At 61.2% G+C, this 23,333-nt stretch carries 17 protein-coding genes; 9 read left to right on the forward strand and 8 right to left on the reverse strand.

Going from position 1 to position 23,333, the window contains the following annotated elements; genetic code table 11:
* Positions 1 to 3: 3 nt before the first annotated feature.
* Positions 4 to 765 (reverse strand): SDR family oxidoreductase, encoded by a 762-nt coding sequence (locus tag HDE72_RS02860; protein ID WP_183737230.1) that lies wholly within the window; start codon positions 763 to 765, stop codon positions 4 to 6.
* A 125-nt stretch (positions 766 to 890) separates the two neighbouring features.
* Here HDE72_RS02860 and HDE72_RS02865 point away from each other — a divergent pair, with 125 nt between their 5' ends.
* Positions 891 to 1,814 (forward strand): LysR family transcriptional regulator, encoded by a 924-nt coding sequence (locus HDE72_RS02865; protein WP_183737231.1) that lies wholly within the window; start codon positions 891 to 893, stop codon positions 1,812 to 1,814.
* A gap of 1 nt (position 1,815) precedes the next feature.
* On the opposite strand, the gene HDE72_RS02870 is transcribed toward HDE72_RS02865, so the two are convergent.
* Positions 1,816 to 2,937: a metallophosphoesterase gene (locus HDE72_RS02870; RefSeq protein WP_183737232.1), complete on the reverse strand. Its 1,122-nt coding sequence runs from the start codon at positions 2,935 to 2,937 to the stop codon at positions 1,816 to 1,818.
* A 4-nt stretch (positions 2,938 to 2,941) separates the two neighbouring features.
* Positions 2,942 to 3,745, reverse strand: coding sequence for a substrate-binding periplasmic protein (locus HDE72_RS02875; protein WP_183737233.1), 804 nt, complete (start codon positions 3,743 to 3,745; stop codon positions 2,942 to 2,944).
* 294 nt (positions 3,746 to 4,039) lie between these two features.
* Here HDE72_RS02875 and hmpA point away from each other — a divergent pair, with 294 nt between their 5' ends.
* From hmpA to HDE72_RS02890, 3 genes are all read left to right on the forward strand, one after another.
* Positions 4,040 to 5,221, forward strand: coding sequence for an NO-inducible flavohemoprotein (hmpA, locus tag HDE72_RS02880; RefSeq protein ID WP_183737234.1), 1,182 nt, complete (start codon positions 4,040 to 4,042; stop codon positions 5,219 to 5,221).
* Positions 5,222 to 5,347: 126 nt separating this feature from the next.
* Entirely contained in the window at positions 5,348 to 5,656 is a 309-nt protein-coding gene (locus HDE72_RS02885; RefSeq protein ID WP_183737235.1) for a DUF485 domain-containing protein, read from the forward strand.
* Complete coding sequence (locus HDE72_RS02890) at positions 5,653 to 7,326, forward strand: cation acetate symporter (protein WP_183737236.1); 1,674 nt, start codon at positions 5,653 to 5,655, stop codon at positions 7,324 to 7,326. The genes HDE72_RS02885 and HDE72_RS02890 overlap by 4 nt, the downstream gene beginning before the upstream one ends.
* A gap of 71 nt (positions 7,327 to 7,397) precedes the next feature.
* Here HDE72_RS02890 and HDE72_RS02895 read toward each other — a convergent pair whose 3' ends face one another.
* A complete protein-coding gene (locus HDE72_RS02895; protein ID WP_183737237.1) occupies positions 7,398 to 7,847 on the reverse strand; it encodes an RrF2 family transcriptional regulator in 450 nt (149 codons plus the stop codon).
* A 420-nt stretch (positions 7,848 to 8,267) separates the two neighbouring features.
* Here HDE72_RS02895 and ppc point away from each other — a divergent pair, with 420 nt between their 5' ends.
* The 5 genes from ppc (at position 8,268) to HDE72_RS02925 (ending at position 19,110) form a co-directional block, all read left to right on the forward strand.
* Positions 8,268 to 11,021: a phosphoenolpyruvate carboxylase gene (gene ppc, locus HDE72_RS02900; protein ID WP_221291141.1), complete on the forward strand. Its 2,754-nt coding sequence runs from the start codon at positions 8,268 to 8,270 to the stop codon at positions 11,019 to 11,021.
* Between the two features lie 108 nt (positions 11,022 to 11,129).
* Complete coding sequence (gene gap / locus HDE72_RS02905; RefSeq protein ID WP_183737238.1) at positions 11,130 to 12,140, forward strand: type I glyceraldehyde-3-phosphate dehydrogenase; 1,011 nt, start codon at positions 11,130 to 11,132, stop codon at positions 12,138 to 12,140.
* Positions 12,141 to 12,240: 100 nt separating this feature from the next.
* Positions 12,241 to 13,701: a pyruvate kinase gene (gene pyk, locus HDE72_RS02910; RefSeq protein ID WP_183737239.1), complete on the forward strand. Its 1,461-nt coding sequence runs from the start codon at positions 12,241 to 12,243 to the stop codon at positions 13,699 to 13,701.
* 674 nt (positions 13,702 to 14,375) lie between these two features.
* Complete coding sequence (locus HDE72_RS02920) at positions 14,376 to 18,089, forward strand: PAS domain S-box protein (protein WP_260176403.1); 3,714 nt, start codon at positions 14,376 to 14,378, stop codon at positions 18,087 to 18,089.
* 25 nt (positions 18,090 to 18,114) lie between these two features.
* Complete coding sequence (locus HDE72_RS02925) at positions 18,115 to 19,110, forward strand: response regulator (protein WP_221291142.1); 996 nt, start codon at positions 18,115 to 18,117, stop codon at positions 19,108 to 19,110.
* A gap of 18 nt (positions 19,111 to 19,128) precedes the next feature.
* Here the strand turns inward: HDE72_RS02925 and HDE72_RS02930 are convergent, their stop codons facing one another.
* The 4 genes from HDE72_RS02930 to HDE72_RS02945 form a co-directional block, all read right to left on the reverse strand.
* Positions 19,129 to 19,809, reverse strand: a complete 681-nt coding sequence (locus HDE72_RS02930) for an RES family NAD+ phosphorylase (protein WP_183737243.1) — start codon at positions 19,807 to 19,809, stop codon at positions 19,129 to 19,131.
* Position 19,810: 1 nt separating this feature from the next.
* Positions 19,811 to 20,455, reverse strand: a complete 645-nt coding sequence (locus tag HDE72_RS27650; RefSeq protein WP_260176404.1) for a hypothetical protein — start codon at positions 20,453 to 20,455, stop codon at positions 19,811 to 19,813.
* 117 nt (positions 20,456 to 20,572) lie between these two features.
* Positions 20,573 to 22,444 (reverse strand): esterase/lipase family protein, encoded by a 1,872-nt coding sequence (locus tag HDE72_RS02940; RefSeq protein ID WP_183737244.1) that lies wholly within the window; start codon positions 22,442 to 22,444, stop codon positions 20,573 to 20,575.
* A 14-nt stretch (positions 22,445 to 22,458) separates the two neighbouring features.
* Positions 22,459 to 23,262: a DUF481 domain-containing protein gene (locus tag HDE72_RS02945; protein WP_183737245.1), complete on the reverse strand. Its 804-nt coding sequence runs from the start codon at positions 23,260 to 23,262 to the stop codon at positions 22,459 to 22,461.
* Between the last annotated feature and the right edge of the window lie 71 nt (positions 23,263 to 23,333).

Here is a 23,333-nt window from a genome sequence, read left to right on the forward strand (position 1 = left end):
GTTTTACGCCGCAAAACCGCCATCGATCTTCAAGCCCGCACCCGTCACGAAGGCCGCTTCGCTGCTGGCCAGGTAGGCCACCATGCCGGCGATTTCCTCGGCGCTGCCATGGCGCGGCAAGGCCATCAAGCCGTGCAGCATGGCGGCGAAGTCGCCATCGGCCGGGTTCATGTCGGTGGCCGTGGGGCCAGGCTCCACGTTATTGATGGTGATGCCGCGCGGACCGAGATCGCGTGACAGGCCTTGCGTCAAGCCTGACAAGGCTGACTTGCTCATGGCGTAGGCCGCCGCGCCGCCGAATGGCGCGCGGTGCGCGTTGGTGCTGCTGATGTTGATGATGCGCCCGCCCTCGCGCATATGCGGCACGGCTGCCTTGATGGCCACAAACACGGCGCGCACGTTGACGGCCACCGTCTGGTCGAAATCGGCCAGCGAAAAATCATCGATGGCGCCGACCAGGAAAATGCCTGCATTATTGACCAGGATATCGAGGCGGCCGAATTGCTTTGCTACCTTGCTGATGGCGTCCGTCAGGGCGCCGGCGTCGGCCGCGTCGGCCTGCAGGGCCAGCGCCTTGCCGCCTGCCGCCTCAACGGCTTGCACCAGCGCCTGCGCTTCATCGGCCGAGCGCTGGTAGGTGAAGGCCACGGTGGCGCCTTCGCCGGCCAGGCGGCGCACGATGGCGGCGCCGATGCCGCGCGAACCGCCCGTGACAAAGGCGATTTTTTCGGCGTGGCGCAGTGGGGAGTTGTTGGCGTGGTTCATGATGGTGTTTCCTGTAGTGAGTAGCGAGGTAGCCAGTATCTGCCTGCCATTGCATGCTTACTAGCCGGGTATCGCTACAATCACTTTCAACTGACAGTATCAAATGGGAGGGTTAGAATACAGCGATGGACGCACTCAATCACTTGCAATCATTCGTGTTGTCTGCTGAAACCGGCAGTTTTTCGGCGGCTGCGCGCCGTTTGGGCTTGACGCCGGCCGCCGTCAGCAAGAACGTAGCGCGCCTCGAAACCAGCCTGGGGCTGCGTTTATTCCAGCGCAGCACGCGGCGTTTGACCCTGACCGAAGGCGGCGAGCGTTTTTTGCAGCAGATCGGCGGCCCGCTGGGCGCCCTGCATGACGCAATCAACGAGGCGGCAGGCGAGGGCGGGCCACCGTCCGGCATTCTCAAAATCAGCATGGCGCCCTCGTTTGGCCGCCGCTATGTATTGCCGCTGTTAGCTGAGTTCGTGCGTCGTTATCCGGGCGTGGTGCCCGACTGCCATCTCGACAACCGTCCCGTGGATCTGGTGGGCGAGGGTTTTGATGCAGCCATCGGCGGCGGCATCGAGCTGACGCCAGGCGTCGTAGCGCGCGAACTGGGGCCTATCTACATCGTCGCCACGGCTTCGCCAGCCTTCATGCAGGGCAAGGCCATGCCCGCGCATCCGCAAGATCTGGCCCCATTCGATGGCGTGGTGCGCCGCTCGGCCGGCAGCGGACGGTTGCGCAACTGGATATTGCGCGATGGGAACGGTGGCGAAGGCCTGGCCGAATGCCGGCCGCGTGCGATTTTTGATGATCCGGAAGCGATGGCGCAAGCCGCCATCGACGGCATCGGTGTGGCGCTGCTGCCGATGCCGCACGCGCTGCCCCATCTGCGCAGCGGCGCCCTGATCCGCTTGCTGCCAGGCTGGCGCGCCGATTCCGGGCCGCTGTCGCTGTACTACCCCAGCAAAAAACTGCTGCCCGCAAAGACGCGCGTGTTCGTCGACTTTATCGTCGGGCAGTTCCGGGAACAGGATTTTGCGGGGTTGATGGTGCCGGATTAGATTAGCCTGCTATCAGGCGCAGGCGCGTGATCTCGGCTGGCGCGCCGATGCGTTTCGGCGGGCCCCAGTAGCCGGTGCCGCGGCTGACGTAAATCCACAGTTTGCCGCGCCGGTGCAAGCCTGCCACGTAGGGTTGCTGCAGCGGCACGAACAGATTCCATGGCCAGAACTGGCCGCCGTGGGTGTGGCCGGACAATTGCAGGTCGTAGCCTGCCTGTTCGGCCGCTTCGGCGCTGCGCGGCTGGTGCGCCAGCAGGACGCGGGGTATGCCGGCAGGGGCGCCGGCGATGGCTGCCTGCGGATCGCTCGCTTGCGCGGCATCGAAGTGGCCTGCGGTGTAATCGGTGACGCCGGCCATGACCAGGCGCGCGCCATCGTGTTCGATGACGACGTGTTCATTCATCAGCGCCTGCATGCCCAGGCGGCGAAATTCCGCCACCCACGGTGCGGCGCCCGAATAGTATTCATGGTTGCCGGTAACAAAAAAAGTGCCATGGCGTGCGCGCAGCTCGCCCAGCGGCGCCGTGTGCGCGCGCAGCAGCTCCACCGTGCCATCGACCACATCGCCCGTGATGGCAATCGCGTCGGCATTGAGCGCATTGACGCGCGCGACGATGGCGTCCACATAGGCGCGCTTGATGGTGGCACCGACGTGGATGTCGCTCAGTTGCACGATGGTGTAGCCCTGCAGCGCCTTGGGCAAGCCGGCGACAGGGACGTCGATCTCGAGTACGCGGGCCACGCGGCGCGCATTGATGAAACCTAGCAGCGTGGCCAGCAAGGCCAGCACCAGCACGGCGACTGAAGACGCTTCCGCATGCAGGCGTGCCGGTGGATAAATCAGCACGATTTCACGCAGCAGTGTCAGCACGAACAGCGAAGAAAAAAAGCCCATGCACAGCGAACCGGCCCACGCCAGGCGGTCGGCCAGATGATGATCGCTGGTGACGGCGCGCGCAAAGATCGTCATCGGCATCAGCATGGTCGAGGCCAGCAAGATCAGGGCGCCGACGATCCAGCCGGCCGGGCCGACGGGCAGGGCGGGCAGCAGCAGCCAGCCCAGCAGGGCGTGCAGGGCGCCCAGTATCATGGTGATGCGCAGTAGAGGCGTACGTGTTTTCATATGATTATTCCAGTGTGGGGACGCCCAGGTAGGCGGCGCTGATGCGCGCGAAAGTGCCATCCTGGCGCATGCGTTTCAGTTCCCGGTCGAAGGCGGCGGCCAGTGCCGGTGAAGCGGCGTTCTTGCGAAAGACGAGATAGGTATCGAAGCGCACAAGCGGTGGCGCCAGCCTGCGGATATCGGCCAGTTTCAACTGTTTGAGCGTGTACAGGCCCACCGAGCTGTCGGCCAGCACGGCGTCGATGCGGCGCAGCGCCAGTTTCTGGAAATTGGCCGTATCGGTAGGCACTTCGGCCAGGGTCCAGCGGCCTTGCGCCGCGCCGGCGGCGATGGCCTCGGGCAGGCGAAAGCCCGCACGCACGCCGATCACCTTGCCGGCCAGATCGTCCAGTTTTGTCACGGCAGGCGCGGCTGCCGCCGTAGTTTCCGGCTGGCGCACGAACAGCGCATATTCGGTCGGCTGCAAGGGGGTCTTGCCAAATTCGAGATATTGCTCGCGCTGCGGCGTGCGGCTCATGGCAAACGCGCAATCGACGCTGCCTTGCGGCTTGGCCAGCTCATTTTCCAGGCGCCGCCAAGGCATGACGCGAAATTCGATGGCGATGCCCAGGCGTGTCGCCGCTTCGCGCAATATATCCACGTTCAAGCCTTCGATACGGCCCTGGTTCAGCATGACATAAGGCACGAAGACGTCGTCGTGGCAGACCAGCCTGGCGGGCAGCGTTTCCAATGCAGGCGCGGGCACGGCGGCCATCTTGGCCATCGCCGGCGCCACCATGCCTGCGGCCAGCGCAGCGCAGGCCAGCACAGTCTTGACGCAGGAAAGGGCAGGCGCGTGTTTTCCTTTGATTAACGTTTGAAGCCGCAAAATAATTATCCCAGATGGCTCGAAACGTCATCGTTTCGTACGCGCCGATTATAGCCGAAGCCTTATTTGCACAGGTTTGAACTCATTCACTGCAGGCATATGCAGGCTGGATGATGGAATTTAAAGATGTATATAGTTTGCATGTTTAGGCTGATTCCTTTACACTGAACAGGTCAACAAAGGCAGGCGGCCACCGGGCCGCAGCTTGCCGCTATCTACATACAGGAGTTGCCCATGCTTAGCCAACAACATCGCGCCATCATTACCGCTACCGTTCCCATCCTTGAGCAGGGCGGCGAAACCTTGACGCGCCATTTCTACCAGAACCTGTTCCGCGATCATCCCGAAGTGCTGCCTTATTTCAATCAGGCGCACCAGCACAGCGGCGAGCAGCAGCGCGCGCTGGCCAATGGCGTGCTGATGTATGCGCGCCATATCGACCAGCTCGAAGCGTTGGGCGGCCTGGTTTCCACCATCGTCAACAAGCACGTGGCCCTGCAGATACGCGCCGAACACTACCCACTGGTCGGCGCCAGCCTGTTGCAGGCTATCCGCGAAGTGCTGGGTGCGCAGGTCGCCACCGATGACGTCATCGACGCCTGGGGTGTGGCCTATGGCCAGCTGGCCGACATCCTGGCGGGCGAAGAAGGGCGCATCTATGCAGCCCAGGCCGCAGCGCCGGGCGGCTGGCGCGGCGCACGCGATTTCACGGTGCTCAGCAAGGTGGAGGAAAGCGCGGAAATCACCTCCTTTTTGCTGGCGCCCGCCGATGGCCAGGCCGTGCTCGATTTCAAGCCGGGCCAGTATATCGGCGTGGTGGTGACGGTCGACGGTGTTCCCATGCGCCGCCAGTATTCGCTGTCGGCGGCCAGCAATGGACAGACTTACCGTATCAGCGTCAAGCGCGAGCAGGGCGGCAAGGTGTCGAACTATTTCCACGACAGCGTGCAAGCGGGCGACACGGTGCAGCTGACGCCGCCATCGGGCAACTTCGTGCTGCGCGATAGCGACAAGCCTTTAGTGCTCATCAGCGGTGGCGTCGGCATCACGCCAGCGCTGGCCATGCTGACGGCAGCCTTGCGCGGCCAGCGTCCCGTGCATTTCATCCACGCAGCGCGCCACCACGGCGTGCATGCCTTTCGCACCCAGATCGATGTGCTGGCATCCCAGCATCCCCAGCTCAAACGCTTTTATTGCTACGCCGAACATGCTGGCGACGGTGTGGCGCCCGATGCCGTGGGCTTGCTGGATGCTGAGCTGCTGGCTTCATGGCTGCCGGCCACGCGCGACGTCGATGCGTATTTCCTGGGCCCGCAGCCCTTCATGCGCGCGGTGAAAACTTCCTTGCGTGAACTGGGCGTGCCGGAAGCGCAAACGCATTATGAATTTTTCGGTCCTGCGTCGGCACTGAACTAAGCGCAAATCGCTCATCTTCCTTGCGTTGGAGAAAAATAGTCGGCGTAAGGGGCGGGTAAGCCTTGCCCTGTAAGGTGAAAACAAGCTCGCGAAAGAGCAGGTTTTTTCATAACAGGAGACAACACGATGCACGATGACCTGGTTCAACAAATCAAGGGAGATCCCAATTACCATCAGCTGGTCAAGCTGCGCTCGCGCTTCGGCTGGGCACTGACAGGCTTGATGTTGCTGGTGTATTACGGCTATATATTGTTGATTGCTTTCAACAAGGAATTTCTCGCCAGTAAAACCGGCGAGGGCGTGATGACCTGGGGCATGCCGATCGGCTTGTTTGTCATCGTCTTCACGGTGGTAATCACCGGCATTTACGTGCGTCGCGCCAACAAGCAGTTCGATGACTTGACCAGCGCCATCCAGGCACGGGTGCAGGCATGAGCGCCCGTCCGGAACTGAAATACGGTCTGCCCATCGCGGCCTTGCTGGCTGCCAGCGGCGCTGCGTGGGCGGCTGGCCCCGACCTGGGCCAGGTGCAACAGCAGCCTACCAACTGGACGGCGATCATCATGTTTGCCGTCTTCGTCATCTTCACCTTGTTCATCACCAAGTGGGCGGCCGCCAAGACCAAGTCGGCCTCCGACTTTTACACGGCCGGTGGCGGCATCACGGGTTTCCAGAATGGGCTGGCGATTGCCGGCGACTATATGTCGGCTGCCTCCTTCCTCGGCATTTCCGCCGCCGTGTTCCTGAACGGCTACGATGGACTGATCTATGCGATCGGTTTCCTGGTCGGCTGGCCCATCATCACCTTCTTGATGGCCGAACGCCTGCGCAACCTGGGCCGCTACACCTTTGCCGACGTGGCCGCCTACCGCTTCAAGCAGGCGCCCATCCGCATCTTTTCCGCCTCTGGCACCCTGGTGGTGGTGGCGTTTTACCTGATCGCGCAAATGGTGGGGGCGGGCCAGCTGATCAAGCTGCTGTTCGGCCTGGAATACTGGATCGCCGTGGTGCTGGTCGGCACCTTGATGATGATTTATGTGCTGTTTGGCGGCATGACGGCCACCACCTGGGTGCAGATCATCAAGGCCGTGATGCTGCTGGGCGGCGCCACCTTCATGGCGGTGGCCGTGCTGGCGCAGTTCAACTTCAGCCCTGAAGCGCTGTTCGCCAAATCGGTGGACGTGCACGCCACCAGGGAAGCCATCATGGGGCCGGGCAGCTTCATCAAGGACCCGATCTCTGCGATCTCGTTCGGCATGGCGCTGATGTTCGGCACGGCCGGCTTGCCGCATATCCTGATGCGTTTCTTTACCGTGCCTAGCGCCAAGGAAGCGCGCAAGTCCGTGTTCTGGGCCACCACCTGGATCGCCTATTTCTACATTCTGACCTTCATCATCGGTTTTGGCGCCATCGTGCTGGTCAGCACCAATCCTGACTTCAAGGATGCTGCCGGTAAACTGCTGGGCGGCAACAATATGGCGGCCGTGCACCTGGCCAAGGCCGTGGGCGGCAATGTCTTCCTCGGTTTCATGTCGGCCGTGGCGTTTGCCACCATCCTGGCCGTGGTCGCTGGCTTGACCTTGTCGGGCGCCTCGGCCGTGTCGCACGATCTGTATGCCACTGTCGTCAAGAAGGGCAAGGCGACCGGCGCCAGCGAGCTGAAAGTATCGCGTTTGACCACCGTGGCGCTGGGCATCATTGCCGTGGCGCTCGGTATCGCGTTTGAAAAGCAAAACATCGCCTTCATGGTGTCGCTGGCCTTCGCGATTGCCGCCTCGGCCAACTTCCCCGTGCTGTTCATGTCGGTGCTGTGGAAAGACTGCACCACGCGCGGCGCCACCATCGGTGGTTTCCTGGGCTTGATCACGGCCGTGGGCTTGACGGTGGTGTCGAAGTCCGTGTGGGTCGATGTGCTGGGCCATGGCGAGGCGCTATTCCCTTACGCCTCGCCCGCGCTGTTCTCGATGACGGCCGGTTTTGTGGGTATCTGGCTGTTCTCGATACTGGACCGCAGCCCGCGCGCCCGCATCGACCGGGCAGGGTATGAAGCCCAGCAGATGCGCTCGGAGACGGGGATCGGTGCGGCGGGCGCTACTGCGCATTAATTGCACCCCAAAGCAAGGACTGGGGTCGTACCCTGCAGGGTACGACCCCAGCATTTCGCCGCTAGGGGTGATTATTTCTCTACCCGCAGCGGTATCACTCCCGGCGCTGGCGTGGCAGGTTTCGGCTCCAGGATCGACGCCAGCGTCACTTTGTCCAGCACCGCCAGATAGGCGCCCGTCGCCTGTCCCAGCGCCGATTTTAATTGGCAACCCGGCGTCAGCGGGCAGGTATTACTTTCTGGATTGAAACACTCGGCCATAAAAAAATCGCTTTCCGTCTCGCGCACCACGCTGCCGATATTGATCTCGGCCGGGTCGCGCGCCAGGCGCAGGCCGCCGTTGCGGCCGCGCACGGTTTCCACGATGCCAGACAAGCCCAGCTGGTGGACCACTTTCATCAAGTGATTTTTCGAGATCGCGTGCAGGTCGGCGATGTCCTGGATCGTCACGAGCCGGTCGCGGTGCGTGCCCAGATACATCAGGGTGCGCAGGGTGTAGTCGGTATAGGCGGTCAATCGCATGGTGTTTCCAGGGCTGTAAAGATGTGGATGACATCTTTGTTTAGGTCGCCAGCATACAGCAAAAGCAAGTAATAGAGTGCTGGCCGCCGCGCGCCGCGGCCACTTTCCCCGCCTTTTCCTTATCTGTTTTACGCACACTTTCCTACTCAAAAAATCAAAAGACGATTGCTTTTCGCGCAGATGCGTAGTAAATTTTCATATTGTTGTAGTCATGAACCGATAGCCAGCCCAGTAATGTTGCTTTTTGCTCGGTTGTCTTGATGAAAATCAAGGAGATTGCCAAACATTGAGGTAAATTTACTACATTACGATGTCGATGGACTCAAGGATGGCGTTTTCCGTGACGGGAAGCGCGTGTGATGCAATCTGTGCGGTGCTGCTGTGGCTGCAAATGGGCGCTGTGCCCGTGGAATAAAACCGATGCAAATGAATGAAGTGAAAGACGAGCTGCTCAGCAGCGATATCCGTCAACTGGGCCGGCTGCTGGGCGACGCCATCCGCAGCCACCTGGGCGATCCCGCCTTCGACCGTATCGAGCATGTGCGCCAGCTGGCCATCCGCTTCCGCCGCGACCATGACGAAGCTGCCCGCGCGCAACTGTCGGACGCGCTGCAAGCGTTGTCGCAGGAAGAAACCACGCAGCTGATACGCGCTTTCAGCTTTTTCTCGCTGCTGGCCAATATTGCCGAAGACCAGCACCACATCCGCCGCACGCGCGCCCATCTGATCGCCGGCTCGCCGCCGCGCCAGGGTAGTCTCAGCCATGCGGTTGGCAATGTTTTCGATGCCGGCCAGGCCGATGCGCTGGAAGCGTTTTTTGCAGACGCTTTCGTCAGCCCTGTTTTCACGGCCCATCCGACGGAAGTGCAGCGCAAGAGCATACAGAATTGCCAGATGGCTATCGCGCGCCTGTTGAGCGAGCGCGACCGCGTGCAAATGACGCCTGACGAAGCGCAGCAAAATGAAGAAGCGCTGGGGCGCGGCATCGTGACCCTATGGCAAACGCGCTTGTTGCGCACGACCAAGTTGTCCGTGCTCGATGAAGTGGAAAACGGCTTGTCCTTCTACGACCACACTATTTTGACCGAATTGCCGCAGCTGTATTCCTCGCTGGAAACCATGCTGGCCCAGCGCGATGCGCGTTGGGAAGATACAGAATTACCCAATTTCATGAAAGTGGGCAGCTGGATAGGCGGCGACCGCGACGGCAATCCTTTTGTCACGGCCGATATCCTGCGCAGCACTCTGGCGCGCCAGGCCGACAAGGCGCTGGATTTCTACCTCGGCGAATTGCGCAAGCTGGCCTCGCAGCTGTCGCTGGCGCAAAAACTCAATGGCGGCAGCGATGCGCTGCGCGCGCTGGCCGAAAGCTCGGCCGATACCTCGCCGCACCACGCGGACGAACCGTACCGGCGCGCGCTGCACGGCATCCACGCGCGCCTGGAAGCAGCGCGTGTTGTTCTGGGTAGCAAGGGCAAGGAGCAGGATGGCGTGACACCCTACGCTTCGGCCGCCGACTTGCTGGCGGATCTGGACGTGGTGCATCAGTCGCTGGTGGCCAGCGGCTTGCGTTCGCTGGCGCGTGGCCGTTTGCGCCAGTTGCGCCGCGCCGTGAAGGTGTTCGGTTTTTCGCTGGCGCCGCTGGACTTGCGCCAGAATTCCGACGTGCACGAGCGCGTGGTGGGCGAGCTGTTTGCCGGCGTGCAGCCTGGCCTGGTCTACATCGACCTCGATGAAGAGCAACGTATCAGCCTGCTGCTGACGGAATTGGCTTCGCCGCGTTTGCTGGTGTCGCCGTATGCGCAATACTCTGAAGAAACCACCTCGGAGCTCGATATCTTCCGCGCGATTCGTGAAGCGCACAGCCTGTATGGCCGCGAATCGGTGCCGAACTGCATTATTTCCAAGGCGGCCAGCGTGTCGGACTTGCTGGAAGTGGCGCTGCTGCTGAAAGAAGTGGGCCTGCTGCGCCAGGACGCGCTGGAAGTGGACGTCAACATCATCCCCCTGTTTGAAACCATAGACGACTTGCGCGCCGGCCCCGCCATCATGGCGCGCGCCTTCGGCTTGCCGTTCTACCGCGGCTTGCTGGCATCCCGCGCGGACCAGCAGGAAGTCATGCTCGGTTATTCGGACAGCAACAAGGATGGCGGTTTCCTCACTTCCGGCTGGGAGTTGTACAAGGCCGAGATCGAACTGGTGACGGTGTTCAGGGAATATCAGATCAAGCTGCGTCTGTTCCATGGCCGGGGCGGTTCGGTCGGACGTGGCGGCGGCCCCAGCTACGAAGCCATCCTGGCCCAGCCAGCGGGCGCCGTGCAGGGCCAGATCCGCTTGACGGAGCAGGGCGAAGTCATCACGGCCAAGTATGCGAACCCGGAAGTCGGGCGCCGCAACCTGGAAGTGCTGGTGGCCGCGACCATCCAGTCGACCTTGCTGCCGCAAGCGCAGTTGCAGCCGAGCGCCTCGGCCAGCGCGGGCCACCTGGCCGCCATGGAAGAATTGTCGGGCACGGCGCTGAATGCTTACCGCGAGCTGGTCTACGGCACCGAAGGCTTCGAGCAGTATTTCTGGGAATCGACCGTGATCGCCGAGATTGCCGCCTTGAACATCGGTAGCCGCCCGGCATCGCGCAAGAAATCCACGTCCATCGAAGATTTGCGCGCCATTCCCTGGGTCTTGAGCTGGGCCCAATGCCGTTTGATGCTGCCGGGCTGGTTCGGTTTCGGTTCCGCCGTGCAAGCCTACCTGGCGGCCCATCCTGCTGGTGGCGCAGAAGTGCTGCGCGGCATGTACCAGGATTGGCCATTCTTCACGTCTTTGCTGTCGAATATGGACATGGTCCTGGCCAAGAGCGATATCGCGATTGCCGGCAAGTATGCAGAACTGGTCAAGGATGTAGCCTTGCGTGTCGCCATCTTTACGCGTATCCGCGCCGAATACACGGCCACGCTGGATGCCTTGAAACTGATCACGGGCCAGGAAGAATTGCAGCAGGCGAATCCGCTGATGCAGCGTTCCATCCGCAACCGTTTCCCCTACATCGATCCGCTGAACCACGTGCAGGTGGAATTGCTGCAACGCTTCCGTGAAGGCAAGCAGGATGCGGCGGCGCGCACGGGGATTCATTTGTCGATCAACGGGATTGCGGCGGGGTTGAGGAATAGTGGTTGATTATTTTTAAGCCCAACGGCAAAGGCTGGGGTCGAACCCTCAGGGTTCGACCCCGGCAGTTGCACTTGGGTTGGCTTTAAAAACCAGCAAACCAAACAAGGAGACAGCATGACCATCAAAGTTGCCATCAATGGCTATGGCCGTATCGGCCGCAATGTCTTGCGCGCGTTTTATGAAGGCGGCAAGCAGCAGGATATCGAGATCGTCGCCATCAATGACCTGGGCGACGCCAAGTCGAATGCGCATCTGACGCGCCATGACACGGTGCACGGCAAGTTTCCTGGCACCGTCACGGTCGAGGGCGACAATATGATCGTCAATGGCGATGCCATCCGCGTGTTTGCACAGCGCGATCCGGCCCTGATCCCTTGGGGAGAGTTGGGCGTGGATGTGGTGCTCGAATGCACGGGGTTCTTCACCACCAAGGAAAAAGCTTCGGCCCATCTGAAGGGCGGGGCGAAAAAAGTGATTATTTCCGCACCGGGCGGCAAGGATGTGGACGCCACCATCGTGTTTGGCGTGAATCAACATGTGCTGAAAGCCACGGATACGGTCATTTCCAACGCCTCCTGCACCACCAATTGCCTGGCGCCACTGGTCAAACCGCTCAACGACGCCATCGGCATCGAATCGGGCCTGATGACCACCGTGCACGCCTACACCAACGACCAGGTCTTGTCGGACGTGATGCATGAAGACTTGCGCCGCGCCCGCTCGGCCACGCATTCCATGATACCCACCAAGACGGGCGCCGCCGCCGCCGTGGGCCTGGTCTTGCCGGAATTGAATGGCAAACTGGACGGTTTTGCCATCCGTGTGCCGGTCATCAATGTGTCGCTGGTGGACTTGTCCTTCATCGCCAAGCGCGATACCACGGTCGAGGAAGTCAATGCCTTGATGAAAGCAGCATCGGAAGGCGCCTTGGCCGGCATTTTGACGTACCAGACAGAACCGCTGGTTTCCATCGATTTCAACCATAACCCGGCTTCGTCGAATTTCGACGCCACCCTGACCAAGGTCTCGGGCCGCCTCGTGAAAGTATCGTCGTGGTACGACAACGAGTGGGGTTTTTCGAACCGCATGCTCGACACCACGGTCGCCTTGATGGCGGCCAAATAAACACAGACTTACCTCAACAGACGCTGATCCAGCGCACCAGGATGGCTGGCCCACAAGGCCGGCCCTTGTAGCACGACTTATTAATAGAAAGCAGCACACCATGAGCACGCAAGTACAACAACGCGCAACCAAGATCGTTGCCACCATCGGCCCCGCTTCCAACGATATCGACACCCTGGTGCGCATGTTCAAGGCCGGCGTCGACGTCGTGCGCCTGAACTTTTCGCATGGCAAGGCGCAAGACCATATCGACCGCGCGCGCATGGTGCGCGAAGCAGCGGCCCTGTGCGGCCGTGAAGTGGCCATCATGGCGGACTTGCAAGGACCGAAAATTCGCGTCGGCAAGTTTGAAGAAGGCAAGATTTTTCTGGAAAACGGCGACAAGTTCATCCTCGATTCGCGCTGGGGTGAAAATGGCGAGCTGGGCAATCAGGAACGCTGCGGCCTCGATTACAAGGAATTGCCGCGCGACTTGCATGCGGCCGACGTGCTGCTGCTCAACGACGGCCTGATCGTGATGGTGGTCGATAAAGTCATCGGCAGCGAAATCCACACCACCGTGAAAATCGGCGGCGAGTTGTCGAACAACAAGGGTATCAACCGCCAGGGCGGCGGCTTGACGGCGCCTGCGCTGACGGCCAAGGACATGGAAGACGTGAAAACGGCGATGAGTTTTCAGGCCGATTACGTGGCGGTATCGTTCCCGAAAAACGCCACCGACATGATCATGGCGCGCCAGCTGGCCAATATCGCCGGCGAAGCGTGGGACCATAAGCCGATGATGATCGCCAAGATCGAGCGCGCCGAAGCCATTCCTGCGCTGCAGGAAATCCTCGACGCCTCCGACGGCATCATGGTGGCCCGCGGCGACCTGGCCGTGGAAGTGGGCAATGCGGCCGTGCCAGCCTTGCAAAAACGCATGATCAAGATGGCGCGCGCCTCGAACAAGCTGGCCATTACCGCCACGCAAATGATGGAATCGATGATCGTCAATGCCGTGCCGACCCGCGCCGAAGTGTCCGACGTGGCTAACGCCGTGCTGGACGGTACGGACGCCGTCATGACCTCGGCCGAAACGGCATCGGGCAGGTATCCGGTAGAAACGGTGGAAGCGATGGCGGCGATTTGCCTCGATGCTGAGAAATGGGACACCTGCAAGCTGGACGCCGATTTCCTGAACTCGACCTTTACCCGCATCGACCAGTCGATCGCCTACGGTGCGCTGTTTACCGCCCACCATCTGCGCGTGAAAGCCATCGCCACCCTGACGGAATCGGGTTCCACCGCCCTGTGGATGAGCCGCTACAACATCGACATTCCTATCGTTGCGCTCACGCCCAGCATCGCCACGCGCCGCAAGCTGGCGCTGTACCGCAACGTCAGCACGGTGGAACTGGGTTCCGGCACCGACCGCGACAAGGTCTTGAAACAGGCCGAAGAATTGTTGCTGGAGCACAAGGTGGTCGAGAAGGGCGATACCATCGTGCTGACCTGGGGCGAGCCTATGGGCAAGGTGGGCGGCACCAATTCCTTGAAAATCACCAAGATCGGCCAGCACTGATCGCGTGACACCGCCGGCCGCCAGGCCGGCACTGTGCAGCGGGGCGTGCCCGTGATGGCGCCCCTGCTACACGGCGGCCTTTCTTGCAGAAAGCGCTGCCACTTTGCCGGTTATTGCCCCTTGACTCCGCTCAAGCACGCCTTCCAGCAATCCCGTCTTGAAAACAGCCAATTAGCTGACGCGCGAGCAGCTGGCCTGGTGTCGCCGCATGCTTGACGACGCTACATATGGTTGAAGCGTTGCTATGCATCAATATACCTCCCAGCGTTAGCCTTATGCTCGCATAAGCCCTGCGGCTTGCGCCTGTACTACTTCAAGCGCCGCAGAGACAGCTTGTTGCATCCTGATTTAACGTAGTTGCTTTTCGAATAATGGTCTTGCTGAAGTCCTATGAATATTTTTGTAAAGCAACTATACTCACGAGTTCTTGAAAAATCATGTCACGCTGGCCGCCGATAATGCGCGCCAGGGTTTGTCTGCATTGCGCTTTTTCTGTCTGAATAAGCCTACCCCGCGCGCCATGCGAGGGCGTGATGACCAAGTCATCATCCGGTCGATTCTTCCCGTTGTTATTTTCGCTGCTTTGCCACTTGGCTAATCAAGTGTGCAGTGCACCTGTGCCTGGTGGCACGTTCATCATCACGCTCACGCGTTACGACCTTATGTTCAGTTCCATGTTTAGCGTAGCCCCGCCTTCGATGCCTTACCAGTACGGTACCTTCGATACCAAACTGGTGCTGTTTTCCATTGCGATCGCCATCTTTGCCTCGTTCATGGCCTTGCAGATCGCCGGTATGGCGCGCAGCAGCGAGCGCGGATTCCAGCGCCAGACGGCCATCGTCACGGGCGCCATTGCGCTGGGCGGCGGTATCTGGTCCATGCATTTCATCGGCATGCTGGCCTTTGATATCTGCACCCGCGTCAGTTTCGAGCCTACCCTGACCTTGCTGTCGATGTTGCCAGGTATGGCGGCATCCTGGGTAGCGCTGCATTTGCTGGCGCGGCCAGAAATCAATTGGCGGCAACTGGTGGTGGGCGGCGTGCTGGTGGGCCTGGGCATCGGTTCCATGCACTATAGCGGCATGGCCGCCATGCAGTCTTCGCTGACCCTGCATTACCAGCCCTGGCTGTTTGCCTTGTCCATCCTGGTGGCGGTGGTGATGGCCATGCTGGCGCTGTGGGTGCGCTTCGGCCTGAATGCCTGGCGCCAGCGTTTGCATCCGATGACCACACTGCTGCTCAGCAGTCTGGTGATGGGCCTGGCGATTTCAGGCATGCATTACACGGGCATGTTGGCGGCACGTTTCGCCGGCACGCCGGTGATGGGCGACAATAGCTTTACCGTCCATGCTTCGTTCGTGGCGCTGGCCGTGGCCCTGATCACCGTCACCCTGACCGTGTTTGTTGCGGCCGCCAACGGCTTGCTGCGCTACCGCCAGTTGCTGCGCCACGCCAGTGCCAGCGAGTCGCGTTTGCGCGCGATTGTCGACACGGCCGCCGATGGCTTGATCACCATTGATGGCCAGGGCAAGGTGCGCTCCTTCAATCCGGCGGCGGAAAAGCTGTTTGGCTGGTCCGAAGCCGATATCGTGGGACGCGAAGCGAGCGTGCTGCTGCAAGATACCGACGCTGTGCGCTACCAGGGTTTTCTGCGCGAGTATCTGGCCACGGGCGTATCGCATATTCTCGATAGCGGGCGCGAACTCGATGGCCGTCATCGCGATGGCGCCATGCTGCCCATCCGCGTCGCCATCGGCAAGATCGATATGCCGGGCAAGCCCCTGTTCGTGGCCTTTGTCACGGACATGCGCTCTTCGCGCGACATGGCGCAGGCGCTGCAAGACAGTGAACGCCAGTACCGCACCCTGATCCGCAATATTCCCGGCGTCTCCTTTCACTGCAACTTCGCCCCCGACTGGCGCATGCTCTTTATCAGCGACGCCGTCTGCACTCTGACGGGCTGGATGCCGGAAGATTTCATCGCCGGCCGGGTCGATATGTTCGACCTGGTGCATCCGGACGACCGCCAGCGCGTCAGCGATAACTGCCTGCAGGCGGCCAGCGAGAAACGCGATTTCGAGAACGTCTACCGCATCATGCACCGCGACGGACGCGAGCGCTGGGTGCGCGAAAGCAGTGGTCCTGTGCTCGACAAGGATGGCGTGGTGCGCTGGATCGACGGCGTGATCCTCGACATCACCGAAAGCGAATTGCGCAATGCCGAATACGAGGGCAAGGTCACGGCCATTTCGCGCGCGCTGGCCGTCATCGAATTCGACTTGCACGGGCGCGTGCTGGCCGCCAACGAGAACTTCCTCGAACTGGTCGGCTACAGTCTTGATGAAGTGCTGGGGCAGCACCACAGCCTGTTCTGCGAAACCGGCTATGTCGCTTCGCCTGCCTACCCGGCGTTCTGGCAGCGCCTGGCCAATGGCGAATTCGACGCGTCCGAATACAAGCGCATCGGCAAGGGCGGCAAGCAGCTGTGGATACAGGCCTCATATAACCCGATCTTCAATACCGACGGCAAACCGTTCAAGGTGGTGAAATTTGCCACCGACGTCAGCGACCGGCGCCTGATGCAGGAAAACCTGCGCGCGGCGAAAGACCGCGCCGAACTGGCGGCTGAATCGAAGACCAGCTTCCTGGCCAATATGAGCCATGAAATCCGCACGCCGATGAATGCCATCATCGGCTTTACGGAAGTGTTGCTGGGTACTGCCCTGGACACCCTGCAGCGGCGCCATCTGACCACGGTGCGCCAGTCGGCCCGTTCGCTGCTGGAACTGCTGAACGATATCCTCGACACGGCCAAGCTGGAAAAAGGCGCGACCGAGCTGGAACTGGTGGACTTTTCGCTGCCGGACCTGGTCGACCACGTGGCCGCTTCGCTGCGCATCACGGCGCAGGCGCGCAAGCTGGAGCTGCATGTGGACTACGATCCCGGCATCGGCCAGTTCTTCCTGGGTGACGCGCGGCGCATCCAGCAGGTGCTGACAAATTTGATCGGCAACGCCGTCAAGTTCACCGAGGTGGGCCACGTGCGCGTGGCGGTTGGCATGCAGGGTAGCCTGGTGCATATCGCCGTGCACGATACGGGCATCGGTATACCGTCCGACCGCCTGGAGAAAATCTTTGCGCCATTCACGCAGGCCGACTCCTCGATGAGCCGCCGGTTCGGCGGCACGGGCCTGGGCACGACGATCTCGCGCCAGCTGGTCGAGCTGATGAAGGGCACTATTACCGTCGAAAGTACCTTGGGCGAGGGGAGCGTGTTCCACGTGCTGCTGCCGCTGGTGGCGGGCAAATCTGTCCTGCGCCGCAGCGAACAGCCGGTGGTGGCCTTGCCGCCGCTGCGCATCCTGGCCGCCGACGACGTGCCGCAGAACGTCGAACTGCTGCTGATCAGCCTGGGCGCGGCCGGCCACCAGGTGATCGCCGCCAGCGATGGCGAGAGCGCCGTGCGCGAATACCGCACGGGCAGTTTCGACATCATCCTGATGGACGTGCAGATGCCGCGCATGGATGGCCTGGAAGCGACCCGCTTGATACGCGTGCATGAGCGCGAGCAGGGCCTGAAGACGACGCCTATCATCGCCCTGACGGCCAGCGTGCTGGAACAGGACCGGCGCGCGGCGCAGGCAGCGGGCATGAATGGTTTTGCCTCTAAACCGCTGGAAATGCACAAGCTGACGGCGGAGATTGCGCGCCTGCTCGACATCACCGTGCCGGCGCCGCAGTTGCAGGCCAGCGCCGCAGCAGGCGCAGGAACGGGATCAGAGCAGATCGACTGGCCGCGTGGCGTTGCCCTGTGGGGCAGCCACGAAGCCTTGCGGCGCGCCATCTTGCGCTTCGTGCAAGCCAATGGCGACTGCGCAAACCTGCTGGCCGCTGAACTGGCGCGCGGTGACACCAGCGTGGCGGGCCATCTGCTGCACCGCGTAAAAGGCGCTGCCGCCAACCTGTGCCTGCCTCAGCTGGGCAGCATCCTGGCGCGGCTGGAACAAGCCATCTCGCGCGAGGAAGACGTGGCCGGATTGCTGGAGCAGTTGACGGCGGCCTTCCTTGCGCTGGAGGCAGAGCTGGCAGCCGGAGAAAACGACGGGGCCATGGTCGAAGCGCCGCAAGCGGATGCGCCAGTGCTGGACCACGCGGCTGCCGATGGCCTGCTGCAGTTAGCCATCGCCAGCCTGGAAGGCGGGCAGCTGGACGACGCCCTGATGGCGCAGATTGCCGCCTTGCTGGCGCCGCATGGCCAGCAGCGCCAGTTGCAGGCGCTGGGCACAGCCGTCGATGATTTTGAATTCGCGCGTGCCGTGGCCGTGCTGCAGGACATGCAGGCATGGCTGCAGGAACAGACGCAGGTACAGAACGGACTGGCTGACTGAATATGGTAACAACAAGATAATGACGATGAAATTACCCGAACAAAAACCTACTTTGCTGCTGGTCGATGATGAAGCGACCAACCTGCAGGTGCTGCGCCAGATCCTGCAGGATGACTACCGCCTGCTGTATGCCAAGGATGGCGCCAAGGCGCTGGAACTGGCGCAAAACAATGCCGTTGAGCTGATCCTGCTCGACATCATGATGCCCGACATGACGGGCTATGATGTGTGCCGCCGCCTGAAAGCCATGCCGCTGACGGCCGCCATTCCCGTCATTTTTGTCACCGCCCTGTGCGATGTGAAGGACGAGGCAGACGGTTTCGAGGCGGGCGCCGTCGATTACATCACCAAGCCGGTCAGCCCGCCCATCGTGCGTGCCCGTGTGCGCACGCATCTGTCGCTGGTCGACGCCCAGGAATTGCGCCGCTCGCGCCTGCAAGTGATCCAAACCCTGGGCCAGGCGGCCGAGTACAAGGATAACGAGACGGGCATGCACGTCATCCGCATGAGCTATTACGCGCGCGAACTGGCGCTGGCAGCCGGCTACAGCGCGGCGCAGGCCGAGGATCTGCTGACTGCCGCACCCATGCACGACGTAGGCAAGATCGGCATCCCCGACGCCATCCTGCAAAAGCCGGGCAAGCTCGATGCCGAGGAATGGAAAATCATGCGCAGCCATGCCCAGATCGGCGCCGCCATCATCGGTGAACACGCAGATGGACTGCTGAAGATGGCCCGCACCATTGCCCTGACGCACCATGAAAAATGGGACGGCAGCGGTTATCCGCATGGCTTGAAGGGCGAAGAAATTCCTCTTGAAGGGCGGATCGTGGCGATTGCCGACGTGTTTGACGCCCTCACCAGTGAGCGCCCCTACAAGCGCGCCTGGACGGTCGAGGAAGCCATCGCCGCCATGCAGCGCGACAGCGGCACGCACTTCGACCCGGAACTGATCGAACTGTTTATCGCGCAATTGCCGGCGATACTGGCGATCAAGGAGCAGTGGCGCGAGCCGGCTTGATATCTTGCCGGCCTCATTTCAGGGCGGAGCTATGCGCAACTGATCGGTCAGCAACTGCGCATAGGCCTGGCTATCGCAGAACGCCAGGAATGAGTGCGTCATTTGTTTGCCCAGCGATTCCATGTGGCGCGAGGAAATGGCATAGGCAAGTTTGCCCGGCTGGCGGCGTGACGGATACACGAAGCCATGAATTGGTTCTTCTTCCTGCGCAATGATCTGGTCAAGCTGCCAGCCCAGCCACTGGCACCAGGCGTGATCGGGACTGCGCAGTTGATCGTAGATGCCCAGCCGGCTGGCGGCCAGCCCAGTCAGGTCGAGCAAGTGCAAGGACTCGCTGAATGACAGGGTCACCATCAGGGCTTGCTCCGCACCGTAGTCGATGTAAAACGTGCCGGGACGCGTGACGTCGTTACGGCAAAGCTGTGCTTCCCAGATTGCTGTGTAGGCATCGTCCGCAAGATACACCCAGTGATAAGGGAAACCATGCAAGCCGGCCAGCTCAGCAGGCGGGCCGAAGCGGTAGGTACGTTCGACTTTTAATGGCCAGATCGATGCCTTGTTCCAGGCTGCGCGCACCAAGGCTTGGTTTGCTTGAAGGGTAATAACATTGCTCAATAATTCAGCGCGCAGCAAGGCAAACGATGGAAGTTGTGCCGCCACCCCGGGCGGGATGGGCGTTTCCTTGAGCTGATATAGCATGCTAGCCTATGATATCGGCCATGCCTCTTTGCTGCCACTGTGCCGCCGTTATCACCTTGCGTAGTCGTTCGCGTGCCGGCAGATCCAGCAGCGCTTGCTGGCTGGAGTGAATCTCGGCACGTGTTTCGAACGATTTTCCTGCTAGCATTTCCGCAGGTGAAAGGTCGTTAAGTTCCTCGGCACTGCTTACCCAGAAGGCATGAATTTCACTACTCGGCTGGCCGGTAAATATGGCCAGTACGGGTGCTATCAGTTCTGGTACTGGCTGGATAAATTGCCAGGCCGGAAATTCCTTGCCGATACTGCGGCCCTTGGGTGTCACGCAATAAAACCGCTTGTTGTCGACCGCACGATACAGCGATGCCTGAGACAGCTCCACCCATCCTTGTTCGACTACCTCTGACACCTTGAGCTTTGATACTGGAAGCCGCGCTTGCGTGGACGGCAAGTCCGTACCCAGCGCGATGCGCGCCTCATTGAGTGCGCGCGTGGCCAGATCGAGCAATCGGCTACGGTCAGGGCCTTGCGCCAGTATGTCGAGGCGCGTGCTGACCAGTCTTGAGAATTGTTCAATTAGCCGCAAGTCGCTACCGGATAATTCCTGATGGCCGGGTAGCAGAGCGTGGTGGTTTACATGCGGTGTCATATTGGTTCCTCAGGTAAATGTATACATCGACTGCTTCGGGCAGGCTAGAAGTCATAGTCCACTATATGCAAGTTTCTCGAGTTTCGCAAGTTTATCACTGCATGAGCTTGCTTCTCTTTAGTCAGCCAGCCTCAAAATCCGCCGTATTTCCAGGATCGCCTGCGGGCTTTCCTGCACGCTGTGCCAGGAGGGGATGACTTTCTCGGATTGCGCGCCGTCCAGGTGGGCGCTGGCGTAGGGCACCACGCCGTCGCTCGATGCCTGCAGTGGCACATCCGGCGTGTCGTTGCCCATGATGGAGTAGTAGCGCACCTGCGGGCTGATCGGCAGGTCGGCCACCAGGCGCACGAACGGGTCCTTGTCGCTGAGGTTATCGATGCTGTTGGGGATGCGCAGCGGTTCACTGCTGCCCGTGTCGAGCTGGGCCAGGCTGCCGACGGCGTCCGAGAATTGGTCCAGCATGGTGATCGGCAGGGTAATCAGGTTGGCGATCCAGCGCGCCACCTTGTGGTTGGCGAACGAGGTGCCGCGGTGTGGCGCGGCGATGAAGATGGCGCGGTTCACTTGCGGCATGGCGCCAAATTCCAGGTAGGGCGCCAGGCCGGCGCGCACTTTTTCCGCCTTCTTGCCCTTCAAATTGTATTCTTCGGTGATGGCGTCGAGCAGGGTCGTGCTGGCATTCGAGACCATCAGGCGCGACAGCACACCACCCATGCTGTGGCCGATCAAGACCATCTCGTTGGATGCATTCGCCCTGGCCGATGGATCGAAATGGGCCAGCGTGGCATCGAGCGCCTGGCGGATGGCCAGGTTGTTGGCGGCCAGCGGCGCATTGCTGGGGTAATACACTTGCCAGATCTGGTAGCGGCGGCGCAGCTGCTCGTCACCCATCAGTTCATTGGCCACATTGATCCATGCTTCCGGACTGCTGGCCAGGCCATGCAGCATGACGATGGTGCGTTTGTTTGGATCGTAGGGCTGCATCAGATGCACCTGCGGGCGGGCGATGCCTTCGGCGCGGCCAAACAGGGTGCGCAGCGCCTGCACGCCGAAGCCCGAGCGGGCCAGCCACAAGCCATAACCGGCCGTGAAGTTGGCGGCCACGGGCAGTTCGCGGCCGGCCATGCTGATGCTCGCGTTGCGGTAAGGGTCGGCCAGCACGATCATCAACTGCTGCGTGGCCAGCACTTCGGTGAGGGTCTTGCCTTCGAAGCGTATCAGCGCCGTGACGACCGGGAAGCGCGTTTCCTGGTAGGGCACTTCCACGCCAGATGATTGGCCAGGCTTGGGCATGACAGCCACCAGGTCGGCGCCGAAGCCGTCGCGCCGGTAGACATTGCGCAAGCCGGAAAATTTCAATGAGGTGGCAGGCAGCAGTTCTTCCGGCAGGGTGCCGTCGTGCGGCAGGCGCAGGGCCGACAACTCGCTGTCGATGTCCCAGCCCGCCACGCGGATCACCTTGCCGTCAGGGCGGTATTCGCCGCGGTGGTGGAACAGGTTGCCGACGGCTTTTTGCACGGCATAGTTATAGTAATCGCGAATCTGCGTCTGGCGCTCTTCGAAGGCCCGTTCACCGGGCGAGCGCGCCGTATAGAACAGGTAGGCGTAGGCGTAGCGGGCCGATTCCAGCCAGGCGGCCAGCACGTCGGCATTGTTTTTCGTGCCTTGTTTTTCTTCGGTCAGCGCGCTTTCCAGCCACAGTTCGGACAGGGTGGCCAGGCGCTGCTCGTCGCTGAGCAATTCGGAGCGGGCCAGGTCGGCGCGGCAGGAGCCGGCATTGGCCTCGCAGGCGGCGATGTCGCTGCCGATGATGCGCAGCACTTCGTTTGCCGAGGCGCTCAGTTTGCCGGTGGTGAGGATGTCGCCGCGCCGCTGCTGCAGATAGTCGGCGGGAGAAATGGAACTGACGGTGACGGCGGCGCAACCGCTCAGCAGCAGCGTAGCGCACAGCAGCAGGCTGTATCGCAGGCTGCGTGTGCGCGTCAGCATGTGCGTTGCCTGCCTCAGAACGAGTACACCAGGGTCAAGGAAGTCTGGGTATCGGTGTTTTTCTTGTCTTCAGGGACGTGCGTATCGCTACGGGCGCTGAAGGCGGCCTTCATCTGCATGGTGCCGTTGATCTTGGTGCTGAGCGCCGTCTCGGCGATCGAGTGGGTGTTCGAGGTGCCGCGTTCGACGCTGAGCGTTTGCGAGAACAGGGCCGACTGGCTGATTTTCCATTTCATGGCGGCCGCGCCACGTATCGTGAGCCCATGTTCCGATTCGCCGGTTTCCGAGGTGCCGTTGAAGTAGCCTGGACCGACTTCGACGTCCAGGCTCTTGTCGTCCGACTGGTACCAGCGCGAGCCATGACCGACTGCCAGGGTCGAGTATCGGGTATAGGCGCCGAAGCGGTCGTTGACGTGCGTGGCCAGCACAAACAGTTTTTCGTTTTCCGTCGTCAGCTTGTAAGCCGCCTTGGCGGACGCTGAAAAGCGTTCGGCCGAGCGCTCGCGGATTTTCTGGCCTTCTTCGTTGGTGGTTTCGTCTTCCTTGAAATAGCCGCTGAAAATATACTGGTTACTCCAGTTGTCGAGCTCCTGGCGCGCATCGATCTTGCCGGTCACCGACGTGCCGACGGTATTGCCGGTGGTGGTGATGGCGCCCAGTTCGGCCGAGGTGGCCCAACTGCCGATGGGGATTTCGTCAAACAGTACCGTTTGCTTGATCGGTTTGCTGTCCTTGGGATCTTTGGCGTCGATGGCATAGGCGCCGCCGTGGGCGATGGACAATGCCAGCGCCAGTGCGAGAGTAGTGGTCGATTTCATGGCTATAAGCGTGTCTTTGGCCAGTGCGTCAGCGGTGACGTACTGCCTGCGGTTCGTCAATTGGTTAGCGA

It is taken from the genome of Janthinobacterium saanense (genome assembly GCF_014200675.1).
Taxonomy (GTDB): Bacteria; Pseudomonadota; Gammaproteobacteria; order Burkholderiales; family Burkholderiaceae_D; genus Janthinobacterium.

Excerpts from the sequence above, each read along its gene's own strand:
- HDE72_RS02860 (WP_183737230.1), bottom strand. The coding sequence starts at position 765 with ATGAACCACGCCAACAACTCCCCACTGCGCCACGCCGAAAAAATCGCC.
- HDE72_RS02865 (WP_183737231.1), top strand. The coding sequence starts at position 891 with ATGGACGCACTCAATCACTTGCAATCATTCGTGTTGTCTGCTGAAACC.
- HDE72_RS02870 (WP_183737232.1), bottom strand. The coding sequence starts at position 2,937 with ATGAAAACACGTACGCCTCTACTGCGCATCACCATGATACTGGGCGCC.
- hmpA (WP_183737234.1), top strand. The coding sequence starts at position 4,040 with ATGCTTAGCCAACAACATCGCGCCATCATTACCGCTACCGTTCCCATC.
- HDE72_RS02885 (WP_183737235.1), top strand. The coding sequence starts at position 5,348 with ATGCACGATGACCTGGTTCAACAAATCAAGGGAGATCCCAATTACCAT.
- HDE72_RS02890 (WP_183737236.1), top strand. The coding sequence starts at position 5,653 with ATGAGCGCCCGTCCGGAACTGAAATACGGTCTGCCCATCGCGGCCTTG.
- HDE72_RS02895 (WP_183737237.1), bottom strand. The coding sequence starts at position 7,847 with ATGCGATTGACCGCCTATACCGACTACACCCTGCGCACCCTGATGTAT.
- ppc (WP_221291141.1), top strand. The coding sequence starts at position 8,268 with ATGCAAATGAATGAAGTGAAAGACGAGCTGCTCAGCAGCGATATCCGT.
- gap (WP_183737238.1), top strand. The coding sequence starts at position 11,130 with ATGACCATCAAAGTTGCCATCAATGGCTATGGCCGTATCGGCCGCAAT.
- pyk (WP_183737239.1), top strand. The coding sequence starts at position 12,241 with ATGAGCACGCAAGTACAACAACGCGCAACCAAGATCGTTGCCACCATC.
- HDE72_RS02920 (WP_260176403.1), top strand. The coding sequence starts at position 14,376 with ATGTTTAGCGTAGCCCCGCCTTCGATGCCTTACCAGTACGGTACCTTC.
- HDE72_RS02925 (WP_221291142.1), top strand. The coding sequence starts at position 18,115 with ATGAAATTACCCGAACAAAAACCTACTTTGCTGCTGGTCGATGATGAA.
- HDE72_RS02930 (WP_183737243.1), bottom strand. The coding sequence starts at position 19,809 with ATGCTATATCAGCTCAAGGAAACGCCCATCCCGCCCGGGGTGGCGGCA.
- HDE72_RS27650 (WP_260176404.1), bottom strand. The coding sequence starts at position 20,455 with ATGACACCGCATGTAAACCACCACGCTCTGCTACCCGGCCATCAGGAA.
- HDE72_RS02940 (WP_183737244.1), bottom strand. The coding sequence starts at position 22,444 with ATGCTGACGCGCACACGCAGCCTGCGATACAGCCTGCTGCTGTGCGCT.
- HDE72_RS02945 (WP_183737245.1), bottom strand. The coding sequence starts at position 23,262 with ATGAAATCGACCACTACTCTCGCACTGGCGCTGGCATTGTCCATCGCC.